We start from the raw sequence: 11,292 nt of genomic DNA, 5'->3' as shown, positions 1-11,292 counted from the left end.
CTGGTGGCAAAAAGCTAAATTCTAGACAAAGATACGGATTACCGCCCCGAAAACAATTGCTTTTCAGAGGCATCAAAAACAGAAGACTGCAAGGCATAGTTTTTTACGAACTCTCGTATTTCATCTGAGGATATCTTTGCAAAATTGTGCAGTAAAAATCCTTTGTCCTCCTCAATGCTTTCTTTGTATCCGACAACTTTGGGCGAGTTCTCCTGTACGCTTAACCGAATACATCGGATTTCTATGTTTCCAGGTTTAATAGCTGCAGCATATTCGATCAGTTCCGCCCCGGATTTAAAGAAGTTCTTCTTGTCCCTGAGCTTTTGGGCATATTTGGCTTTTAAGGTAGATACGGCTCCTTTATAGGCCACAAGAACCGCATCATCTGTTTTGGTAACCGGTGAAAGTTTCACAAAGAGTTCTTCGGTAACCTCCTCACTTTTATTGGCCTTGGGGTAGGTACTCCGCAATTCGGAAACATCCGGGGAAACCCAAGAGGTAAGGGAACATATAAGAAATACCACTAATTTCATTTAGTCTTGTATTTGAAAGGTAGCACTGAGCTTTAATGCCAAGGTATCTTGGAATGTAGTCGTATTTTTTACCTTAACCTCTCTTTCGTCACTGGAAATATTTAAAATTAGATGGAGTATATTATTCTGCTCCGGGTTTATGATGGCCATAAACTTGATGTTGGAGGAGACCTTTAAAAAAAGCTGCTTCCCCGTTGCCTTTTCCGTAAGTTCCTTAATAATCTGTATCATACATACACCGGGCATCACGGGATTTCCAGGGAAATGGCCCTTAAAGATAGGATGCTCCTTGTTCAATTGTATGGTAGTACTGGCCGTTCCTTGGTCGTACTCATAATCCTTTATGACGTAAAGTCCTTCAATCAACATCATTAGCGCAAATCAAATTTGTAGGCCACACCAAATTGAAATACGTTGTTCAACGTATTGCCCTCCCCACTGTAAAATTCCGACTCAAAATCTTCATCAAAGAGATCGATATCCAGCAATCCTTGTTTATATCGGGCTTCCAGGATTAGTCCAAAATCAAACTCATAACCTATCCCAAAAAAGAAAGAAAGGTCAAACGGAGTGATGTCTGAGTCATTACTATCGTTGATTACATTGATGAGATTATTTTCAAAATCAAAATCCAAGCTAGGGCCTACAATAAAATGGAGACCCTGATTGGGAGCAACGAAGAACTTATTGGCCAACCCCACGGATAAATAATCTATATCCAAATCCGTATCAGTGCGGATATTGGATTCTCCGCCTTGTCTGGAATACATAACTTCAGGCTGAAGGGCATAGAACCTGGAAAAACGAAAATCTGCAAAAACTGCCGCGTTAAGCCCAATTTTGTTGTCCAAAGTTGTGTTGGAAATGTTGGCACTATTGAATCCCAAGCGAATACCTGGTCTAATTTTGGTCTGGGCATGGACTATCCCGGAAAACAAAAGGAGTACGGACAAAAGGATTATTCTGTTCATTTTAAATAGCTTTTAGCCGTATGGACAGCTTAATATTGTGGTGCAAGATCTGAATATTTTTCGCAACCTCCGCATGAACGGCAGAAAATATGAAAGTGACTTTTTTCTTTTGATTTTTGGTCTGCACAATTCTTTCCAATTTTCCGGCTATAGTATGGTAGTAATGTGCCTGCTCGTCGATTTCCGTTTCAAAAACATATTCGTTTTGTGAGGCAAATGTTTTTAGAACGGGTAAATTCTCCGTAACCAATGTTCTAAAATCCTTCTTAAGCAGGTTAACAACCATTTTTTTGTTTATCTCCGGAAGAATATGATTCACGATAAAGTCACTGTCCTTGATTGAAAAGTCAAAAATGGTATTTCCCAACTCCGTAGCAAATACCACCCTATGATGTCGCGCTCCCAATTTTTTAAAGATAAGGAGACCACTGAACGTTTTTTTGTACAAATCAATATCTGCCTTGTATACATAATCCTTGTCCGGATTGGAAAAGTAGGGATTTGTTACCGATGCATTGGACGTTTCCACGGATTGGAAATTGTTGCGCTCCGGATAAGAGGCACAGGCCCAAACCAGTAGAAGGAGACTAATGGGCAAATACCGCATCGGGCAAGGATTGGTTCGTTTTTCGGTCCTTAAAAACAATACGGGTATAGTCATTGGTCGGTTCCAACATCTTTACTTCGGTCACTTCCCCATTCTCGTTAAAAGTAATGTGAAAGGCCTTGATGAATGCGGCAAAATCTTCATCTTTGGGGGCAAAATGGACCTCACTAACGCTTCCCTTTTTAAAATAATTAATGTGGAATTGGGTCCTATCGAATAAATCTCCTTTAATACTGTTTGTGATAAGCTGGTTAAGCTGTTTAAACAATTTGTTGGAACCAATATCCATATCGCTTTTGTTGCCCTCATTGTTGATATAAAGCACGTCATCCTTAAATATGACCGAATAAGCGAAGGGTTCCGTGTATTCCCATTTAACCAAATTCGGTGCCTTAAAGGAGAGCTTGCCCAAAGATTCAATGTCATTGGAAAGGAAATCCATGTGCTTGTATTGCTTAAAACTACTGGTAATCGTCTCGGTAGTATTGGAGGCCTTCTTTACTTTTGCCTCCAAGGCTTGCGCATCCGTTGCGCTCATTTCGGACTGCGCATTTGCGGTATATACCAAAATCCATAACAGATAAACAAGGTTACGCATAGGCTTTTATATTCAACAATTGATCAACGGTAACCGATTCGAAATTTTTCTTCTGCAAAATTAACAATAACCGTTCCAAAACTACCAAGGTTTTTGCGCTGGTATCATGTAATAATACGATGTCTCCTTTGCCAAGTTCATGGGTTACCCGATTTAAAATGGCATTTTCCGAAAGTGTGGTGGTGTCCAAGGAACGAACACTCCATCCAATGGATTGAAGACCCATGGCACGAATGGCTCTTTTAATGCTCGGATTGGTAACCCCAAAAGCCGGGCGATATAGTTGCATTTGCCTTCCCGTTATTTTGGCAAAGGTGGTATTTGTTTTTTGAAGCTCAGCGGTTACTTTTTTCGCTCCAAAGAATCCGAACGCATTGGAATGTGAGTAGGTATGATTGCCAATGGTATGTCCCTCGTCTATAATTTTTTTGATCAAATCCCTGTTTTGTTCCATATGTTTTCCGATACAGAAAAAGGTAGCTTTGGCATTAAATTGCTTTAAGAGTAGAAGTATCTGCGAGGTATACTCGGGATGAGGACCATCATCAAAGGTCAGGGCAATATAGTTTTCAACCACATTTGGATTGGAATTGTACGATGTAAGGTGGAAATTCCATTGTATTAAAAATGAGCCTAATACGGTAATGGTAAGAAATATACCTATAAGAATCCAATAATAAAGCCCAGAGATGTCATATAGCCAATCGACAGCTAAAAGAATAATCAAAGTGATTAGGAAAAACCGTTTTATGGATACAAATGTTAGCATCCGCGTAGCAATACAAGACTATGGTTCTCCCCTCGGTACTGGTTGTATAGTAATACGGTCCCGATTTTGGAGGGCTGAATGCCATTCAGCCTAACAGCTTCCGGAATACGTTGTGTCCGTATCATTTTTGTGGCCATCCATATCCCAAAGGAAGAGGCCGTATTGAACTCCCCGCATAAATGCTTATAATAAACCTGCGCAGTATTCTTGAGGCTTCCTTGGCTTAATAGGTTATAATACGTATCGTAATCGATGTCGCCATTATTGCCCAACACCACAATATCGATATCCTCAATTTCCAGACTATTTTCGTGTAAAAAAGATTTAAGGCCATTCTGCAATTCTTCCGCGGGAAGACTATTGTAGGCAGTTACGTCCAGAACCTGTGCATAAGTGGTTTCACTTTTTTCGTTGGAAAGCACGAAGAAACTGGCCCCTTCCCCAAAAACTGCACCTTTAGTACCGGATTCCAATAAATCCCTTGAATTGACCACATCTTTCTTAATGTGGTTGACCAACTTATGTATTTTAATGTGATGGTCGGCCAGTTCATCCACTCCACCGACCAGAATGTTTTGGGCCTCATCGTTTTCCAATTGTAGTTTGGCATCCAGTAGAGCTGATTCAAAAGAAATACTCGAATGCACATAGGTAAAATTATAGCCTTTGCATCCTATACCTAAGGCTATCTGCCCCGCAACGGTGTTATGGGTAGATTGTATAAACGATGTAGGGGTCAGGTATTCCTCGTTGTCATTTATTATCTTACTAACGAACTTTTCCGAATCCGCAATACAGCCCAAACCGGTGCCGGTAATAATGGCGTCTACATTTTCCAGATTGGCCTCTTTCAGGGCAATTTTTGAAGTGGCCACCCCCATTTTTATTCCCTTGGCCATCCTCCTGGCGGCGGCGGGAGGAATGAATTCCTTATAGTTGGGATTCATTGCGCGAATGACGTTGTCCGTATGTTCAGCGATATCCTCCAAAAAGACCGAATTGTCAAAAGTACTTTGTGCGGATATGGAGGCGACGCTATTGATGTAAACGGGTTTCATCTAGGCTTCTTTCGAAAAAATAAGTGTTGAACAATTGCCGCCAAAGCCTAAGGAGTTTGATAATACCGTATTCAGTTTCCTTTTCTTAAGCTCTGCCCGTGGCCTAAGATGAAATTCCTTCATAGGATTTTTGAAATTGAGGTTTGGGAAAATCACATTGTGCCTTAGGGCCAGGACCGAAAAAACCGCTTCTACCCCTCCGGCCGCCGCCAAGGTGTGCCCGGTATAACCCTTTGTTGAACTGAAATCGGGAACACCATTGCCAAAAACCCGTAAAAAGGCCCTGCCTTCCGAAAGGTCATTGTTGGGTGTGGCTGTACCGTGGGCGTTGATATAATCGATTTCCTCGCCTTTCAGTCCTCCAACTTTTAATGCTTTTTGCATAGCCAAGGTAGCTCCATCCCCATGCTCTGAGGAAGCTGTTTGGTGAAAGGCATCATTGGCATTGCCCCATCCTTTGACATAGGCCAGGACTTCCTTATTTTCTCTTTGTACCGACTTATCGGATTCCAGGACCAAAAAAGCGGCCGCCTCGCCCAAGTTAAGACCCTTTCTGTTTTCGTCAAAAGGGGTATTGTAGGTATCGGATTGGATCATTAGCGTCTTAAAACCGTTCAACGTGAATTTGGAAAGTCCATCTGTTCCACCTACAATTACCCTATCCAATTTCCCTGATTTTAGGAGACGCGCACCAAACAAAATAGCATTTGCAGCAGAGGAACAGGCCGTACTTATGGTCGTTACCAGGCTGTTGTGGATACCTAATTGCTCTGCAATTTTTTGGGTAGAATCCCCGGCATGATGCCCCTCAATATATTTTTGGACTTTTTTATCCTCGAAATACTTATAATAGTATTGTTCGGTCTTGTCCATGCCCCCTACCGTAGTGGCCGATACCAAGCCTGTTTTAGACGAATTTACATCCGTGATTTTTGCATCGGAAACCGCCTGCCTGGCTGCATAGGCGCCTAACAAAGCACTTCGGGAGTAATTATTGTTAGTATCGAGCCCTAGATATGCCTCCAATTCCTGATTGGTGAAATCGATTTCCCCTACCATTAAGGCATCCTTGTGGACCGTATCAATCTTTACAATTCTGGAGATTCCTTTTTTGCCTTCAACGAGGGACCTGTAGTTTTCCTCCACATTGTTGCCAATGGCAGAAATGATTCCCATACCTGTTATGGCGATACCTTTGCCCATAGTCCTAATTGAAAACGCCTTTTTACGAATGTACAAAAACGGAAGGTGAAGCGGGAAATTTATTTGGTCTTGTGTTGTGCAATATAATCCGCCATGGTTCCGACGGATTCGAAGATCTTTTTTCCTTCCTTGGGATCGGCCAATTTTATGCCATAATCCTTATCGAGCATCACAATGAGTTCTAGGGCATCTATGGAATCCAGCCCCAAACCGTCACCAAAAAGTGGATCATCGTCGGCAATTTCATCCACCGAAACATCTTCAAGATTTAACTGCTCTATGATTTTTGATTTCAACTCTTCTTTCAATGCCTCCATATGGGTCTAAAATAATCGGGTTATTTCCTCAATACTATGCAATACAGGGCCTTCTTTGCCCACTAAATATAAAAAAGCCTTGTAAACAGGTCCATCGACATCCACCCAACCGCACAGTACTTTTCTTGTTTTTTCCGTATCCAACAATCCGTTCGCGTATGAGAACAGGTGATTTGGATTAAATTCGTCAAAGATAAAAAAACTATTTTCAGAATAAAGTTTGTGCCTAATACTAATTTCTCCAATACAAATATTGGGTAAGGTATAGACAAAAATAGCTGGACTGGGATAATAATTATGGGAATCCCGGATAGATTCCCAATGCTTTCTGTCCGTATCCAGACTTGATGCCCTATTGCTTAATACAATGGCGATGTCTTCTTCGTTTTCAGGAAGAACACCTTCGTTCGTTAAAAGAATCTCCGCTGCTAAAAACCCCAACCTACTTAGGTTGTCCATTTTGAAAAACTTGGGATAATCGATATCGAAGTGGCGGTAGGCCGATTTTGTGAGTGACTTGAGGTCAGAGTGCTGCCCAGTATAAATTGTTTTCCCGTTAAGGGATATAGTATTGTCCCGGATATGGCAATAGGAAGATATACAATATTTTTTTTTCATCATTCCGCTACCTTTTTAAAAACGACAGCCGTGTTGGAACCTCCAAATCCCGAAGACGTTTTTAGGAAGGTATCCATTGGCCTGGACTCCGTTCGTCGAATGATATTGATAGGTTGTGATACTCCTATTTCCTCAAATCCCATGGATGCAATTACGGTATTCTGATGTAGGGAATGCATACCCACTATCGTTTCTAAAAGACCTGAGGCACCTAAAGTGTGGCCAAAATAGCCTTTTAAACTATTCAAGGGTGTGTTTTGGAGCTTCAACCGGTTGAAGGCAATAGCTTCCATTTCATCATTGAATTGGGTTGCCGTTCCATGTGCGGAGATGAAATCGATATCCTTAGGTTGTAATTTTGCTTCCTTTAAGGCAAGTTTTACCGCCCGGTATAGTCCCTCACCCGTTCTTGAGGGACCGGAAATATGGTTGGCGTCATTGCAAGAGGCATCGCCCAAAATGATTACGGCTTCCCGGGCAAGTTTAGTATCGTCCTTGGTAACCAAAGCACTGGTGCCTACTTCCCCGATATTGATACCCGAACGATTCTTGTCATAGGGCCTACATGGTACCGAACTCAGTGCCTGAAATGCCCTGAAGCCTGAAAGGGTAAACTTGGAGGCCAAATCGCCTCCGGTGACAAACACATGATCAAAATCGCCCTGCAGGATCATTTTTTTTGCAGTGGCAATGGCCAACAAGCCCGAAACACAAGCATTGGACAATACTATGGGATGGGTCCTAAATCCAAAAAACTCCTTCAGGACCTTTCCCAATTCAGCCAAATACGCCCGCTCTTTGGGGAACGGGTTGTCATCATCCAAAACATCTATATTGCCCTTGGTGGTGGAAATAATAAGTCCGACCCGATCGGTCAATTCAATTTTGGAGGCTTGGATAACCTTACCCAAAGAGTTCAACAACATATGTTCCAAGCGTGTAAAGATTTCTTCTTTCGCCTTGCCTCTAATGGTCTTGGGTATTTTTTCTATATTAATTTGTGAGGTACACAGGGGTTGGTCAAGTAGTTTAGGGTCGTTTACGGGTTGAAGTCCAGAAACCCCATCCTTTATTTTTTGGATTACGGTTTGACTATCGTTGCCCAAGCAGGAAACAATAGAATTATGTGACACGTATATCTTATCCATCCAACAATCCAACTTTTCTCTTCCACTCCAAAAAGAATTTCGGAATGGTCAATGACATTTCCCCACCAAGTTCCACAAATACCTGTACGGTTTCCCCAGTACAGACCAGTTCCCCTTTGGGATTATAGATTTCATATCGAAATATCATCTTAGCGGCCGGGGAATCCACATAAATGGTCTTTACAGTGGCAACGTCCCCATAGCGCAAAGGGAGTTTGTGTTCGCTTTTGGATGTAACTATGGGAGTGGAAAAATTATGCACTTTCTGATCCAAGTAAGATATCCCATGGTGCCTTCCAAAAGCTTCACGGCCATCCTCAAAATATTGAATATAATTCCCATGCCAAACAATGCCCAAAGGATCGGTTTCCACAAACCGTACACGTATCTGGCTTGTATAACCAATTTCCTTTTTGGGTTTAGACCGCATTTTTTTGTTCATAATAAATGACCGCAATTAGAGTGCACAACACAAAAAATCCCAGCAACAACGAAATTTCAGGGATAATTTCCGAAACCCCTGCATTGCGCAAAAATACATCATAGAAGGCATTTAATCCCCAATTCATTGGTGAGATGTTCGAAAGCAACTGCATAGTAGAGGGCATCACAAAAACAGGTACCCAAACTCCTCCCAACGCTGCTAAAATAACCACTAATGTGGCGCCAAAAGGTGCCGATTGCTCTTGAGATTTGGCAATTGTTCCTATTAAAAGTCCCAATCCAATAGCTGCCAAACCAGCAAAAAAGGCCGTTATATATAGAAGCGGCAGCTTATCGCGGACGTCCAATTGTGGCAGGCCAAGAGAGGGAAACAAGTAAACGCCTATCAGTAACATCAAGGAGAACTGAATCAAACATACGATTAAAAAAATCAAGGTCTTGCCTCCCAAGACAGTCGCATAGGATACCGGTTGGGTACGGAGGCGTATAAAAGTTCCCTGGTTCTTTTCCTTTATCATATTAATGGAAAGGGGTAGGATAATAAAAAAGATAGCAAAGAGCGTCCACGCCGGTACGTTGTGTTGCGTTGAGTTAGGGATGTAATTCCTATCCGCCCCTGGAACGATTTCGGTGAAGGTGATAAAACTTTCGGTATCAAAAATAATTTCAGAGGCATCATCTGTCAATTGCTCCTGAAAAGCGTTATAAATGGTCTCGATTTCAATTTTGGAAATCATTTTATCGATACCATTTTTTATGGAACTCTTAAAGGACTGTTGGGTGGCAGGATCAAAGTAGAGCCGTATCTCCTTGGGCTCGATTTTTAGGGTTTTTGAAATCGTATCTTTTTCTTCTCTCAACCCAAATTTTTCCAAGATACCATCTACATTGGTCGTTACTTTTTTGTCCAAATCTGTGGACAGTCCCTTCGGGATGATTATGGCCAATTGATAATCCCCTTTTTGTACGAGTTCAATAGCCTCAGTTTCGGATGTCTTTTTGATGATTTCCAAGGATCTGCTTTCCGAGAAATTTTCATGTATACTTTTGGAAACCGTTCCATCATCCAGATCTACCAATAGAATAGGAATTTTTGTTTCTTTAACGGTCTTGAAAGTACTATCCTGTACCAAAGTGATAACTATCAACAAGACCAAGGGCATAAGGAATAGAATGGCCAAACCGCCCCAGTCTCGGATCAAAAGCAAAAATTCCTTATATGTGGAGACCCAAAGTTTATGCATAGTCCCGCAATGCCTTTCCAGTTCGGGCCAGAAAAACCTCCTCGAGATTACTTGCCCCTTTTTGTTCTACGACCAAGTCTTTTGGTTGCCCCTTACAAACAATTTTACCATGGTCTATAATAGCGACCCGCGTACAAAAATGCTCGGCCTCGTTCAGATGGTGGGAGGTATAGATGATCGTGGTACCCTTATGGTTTAGATGCTTTAAATGTTCCAGGATAGCACTTTTGGACTGTACGTCAACCCCTACCGTGGGTTCATCCAGGAACAATACTTTAGGTTCGTGCAGAATGCTGGCAATGAGATTGATACGCCTTTTCATTCCCCCGGAGAACGTTCGTATCCTTTTATGGGCAAATTCATGAAGTCCAAGTGTTTTTAAACCGGATAGTATTCTTTCTTGTAGGGAATGGCCCTTTAACCCGTACATACTTCCGAAATAGTGTAAATTCTCAAAAGCGGTCAACGAAGGATAGAGCGCATAATCTTGGGGAACGATACCTATATGTTGTTTTAATTCATTTTTATGCCGCTGGAAATCCAGTCCATGTATGGAAAAGGAACCCGATGTTGGCTTTAGCAGAGCACTTAACATGGAAATCAAAGTAGTTTTACCTGCCCCGTTTGGGCCCAACAAGCCAAAAATCTCTTCTTCATGAACAGCTAGGCTCAAATCCTTTACCGCGTAAAAATCGGCTCCCTTATATTTTTTGGATAGTTGGTCGATTTGAATCATGGGCTGTGATTTTTCCAAAACAACGGATGCATTACAGTGATTAAAACCTCTAGATCGCCTTACGTAGCGCTTTAAAAAAAATCTCCTCCTTTTGGGCCAGATCCATCAACTGGTCCGCCACTTTATTATAGGCGTCAGTCTGCACACTACGATTTTTATAGACCCGTGAAGCCTCTAGCGCGAAATCTCGCCATTGATCTCCAATTTCGGTCATTTCTTTTGAAAACTCCGGTAGTTTTTCGTTTTTCAGCACTTTACCGGCTTCTTGCAAAAAGGCAGCATAAATGTACCGAAATCCACCACCGCCCGTTCCTATTTCCTCCTGCATGCGAACAATCTGTCCCAAATAATGATTAGCTTTTTTGGTTCCCAATTTTTGGGGCCATTTCCGAATATTTTTGGCTACCCAGCGCATGGCTCTTACCCCTACGATGGGTACGGGAGCGATCATGTCCCTACAAGTATGTTTTATACCCTTTACAATAGCCTTTTCCAGGTCCAGGCTCTTTGGGAAGGCAATCGGGTAATACATATGGCCTTTAGGGGCAAAGGCCCCCTTGGCAAACCGAACCTTTTCCAATTCTTTATCTGTTAAGGTGGTGACATCCTCCATAACAGGGTCGCTAATGAGATACGTGTTCCCTGCCTTTCCGTAGACCACCATATTGTGCGCATTGAAATGAAAGCGATACTCTTCCGGGAAATAGGGCAATTGGAATACCCCTACCTGGAGCCCCACAGGGTTGTTGTTCGCCAAATTTAGATCCAGTCTTGCCTGGGCATCACCCGGGCTTTTGAATTTTTCCCTTTTCACCTTAATGCCGACACGTTTGGCAAACCGATTAAAGATAAGACCGGGCATTACCCTATAGGTAAAAACAGGGGCATAGTTGACTTTTAAAAAAGGGAGGTAACTAAATAGAAGCCCGGATCCTATTCCGAATACCATAGGCTCACTTACTTCAAAACCATTGTGCCGCATGAGGTTGGATACCACCCCGTTCTCACAATGGGCAGACTGTTTATGTGTAAAATCTATTTGCATG

At 42.1% G+C, this 11,292-nt stretch carries 15 protein-coding genes; all 15 read right to left on the bottom strand.

What is annotated here, in order from left to right; translation table 11 throughout:
* Positions 1–38: 38 nt before the first annotated feature.
* From Q0993_RS04065 to Q0993_RS03995, 15 genes are read right to left on the bottom strand one after another with little or no spacing between them, the layout of a single operon-like run.
* Positions 39–533, bottom strand: coding sequence for a hypothetical protein (locus tag Q0993_RS04065; RefSeq protein WP_299529982.1), 495 nt, complete (start codon positions 531–533; stop codon positions 39–41).
* Positions 534–902 (bottom strand): 3-hydroxyacyl-ACP dehydratase, encoded by a 369-nt coding sequence (locus Q0993_RS04060; protein WP_299530360.1) that lies wholly within the window; start codon positions 900–902, stop codon positions 534–536.
* 2 nt (positions 903–904) lie between these two features.
* Entirely contained in the window at positions 905–1,504 is a 600-nt protein-coding gene (locus tag Q0993_RS04055; RefSeq protein WP_299529980.1) for a porin family protein, read from the bottom strand.
* A 1-nt stretch (position 1,505) separates the two neighbouring features.
* Positions 1,506–2,111 (bottom strand): hypothetical protein, encoded by a 606-nt coding sequence (locus Q0993_RS04050; protein WP_299529978.1) that lies wholly within the window; start codon positions 2,109–2,111, stop codon positions 1,506–1,508.
* A complete protein-coding gene (locus Q0993_RS04045) occupies positions 2,092–2,709 on the bottom strand; it encodes an outer membrane lipoprotein carrier protein LolA (RefSeq protein WP_299529976.1) in 618 nt (205 codons plus the stop codon). Before Q0993_RS04045 ends, Q0993_RS04050 begins: the two co-directional genes overlap by 20 nt.
* Positions 2,702–3,478, bottom strand: a complete 777-nt coding sequence (locus Q0993_RS04040; protein WP_299529974.1) for a polysaccharide deacetylase family protein — start codon at positions 3,476–3,478, stop codon at positions 2,702–2,704. The genes Q0993_RS04045 and Q0993_RS04040 overlap by 8 nt, the downstream gene beginning before the upstream one ends.
* Positions 3,472–4,536 carry a beta-ketoacyl synthase N-terminal-like domain-containing protein gene (locus tag Q0993_RS04035; RefSeq protein ID WP_299529971.1) on the bottom strand — a complete coding sequence of 355 codons (1,065 nt, stop codon included), beginning with the start codon at positions 4,534–4,536 and terminating at the stop codon, positions 3,472–3,474. Before Q0993_RS04035 ends, Q0993_RS04040 begins: the two co-directional genes overlap by 7 nt.
* On the bottom strand, positions 4,537–5,739 hold the full coding sequence (locus Q0993_RS04030; protein ID WP_299529969.1) for a beta-ketoacyl synthase: 1,203 nt from the start codon (positions 5,737–5,739) through the stop codon (positions 4,537–4,539).
* 59 nt (positions 5,740–5,798) lie between these two features.
* Entirely contained in the window at positions 5,799–6,056 is a 258-nt protein-coding gene (locus Q0993_RS04025; RefSeq protein ID WP_299529967.1) for a phosphopantetheine-binding protein, read from the bottom strand.
* A 6-nt stretch (positions 6,057–6,062) separates the two neighbouring features.
* Complete coding sequence (locus Q0993_RS04020; protein WP_299529965.1) at positions 6,063–6,677, bottom strand: 3-oxoacyl-ACP synthase; 615 nt, start codon at positions 6,675–6,677, stop codon at positions 6,063–6,065.
* On the bottom strand, positions 6,674–7,822 hold the full coding sequence (locus Q0993_RS04015) for a beta-ketoacyl synthase N-terminal-like domain-containing protein (protein WP_299529963.1): 1,149 nt from the start codon (positions 7,820–7,822) through the stop codon (positions 6,674–6,676). The genes Q0993_RS04020 and Q0993_RS04015 overlap by 4 nt, the downstream gene beginning before the upstream one ends.
* Positions 7,815–8,252, bottom strand: a complete 438-nt coding sequence (locus tag Q0993_RS04010; protein ID WP_299529961.1) for a thioesterase family protein — start codon at positions 8,250–8,252, stop codon at positions 7,815–7,817. The genes Q0993_RS04015 and Q0993_RS04010 overlap by 8 nt, the downstream gene beginning before the upstream one ends.
* Positions 8,242–9,510: an ABC transporter permease gene (locus Q0993_RS04005; RefSeq protein ID WP_299529959.1), complete on the bottom strand. Its 1,269-nt coding sequence runs from the start codon at positions 9,508–9,510 to the stop codon at positions 8,242–8,244. The genes Q0993_RS04010 and Q0993_RS04005 overlap by 11 nt, the downstream gene beginning before the upstream one ends.
* A complete protein-coding gene (locus Q0993_RS04000; RefSeq protein WP_299529957.1) occupies positions 9,503–10,246 on the bottom strand; it encodes an ABC transporter ATP-binding protein in 744 nt (247 codons plus the stop codon). Before Q0993_RS04000 ends, Q0993_RS04005 begins: the two co-directional genes overlap by 8 nt.
* A gap of 49 nt (positions 10,247–10,295) precedes the next feature.
* Entirely contained in the window at positions 10,296–11,291 is a 996-nt protein-coding gene (locus Q0993_RS03995; RefSeq protein ID WP_299529955.1) for a BtrH N-terminal domain-containing protein, read from the bottom strand.
* Position 11,292 lies beyond the last annotated feature (1 nt).

The sequence above is a fragment of the Ulvibacterium sp. genome (assembly GCF_028285715.1).
Lineage (GTDB): Bacteria > Bacteroidota > Bacteroidia > Flavobacteriales > Flavobacteriaceae > Ulvibacterium.
Note: the sequence above shows the minus strand (reverse complement) of the source record. Positions and strands in the feature narration are given on the sequence as shown.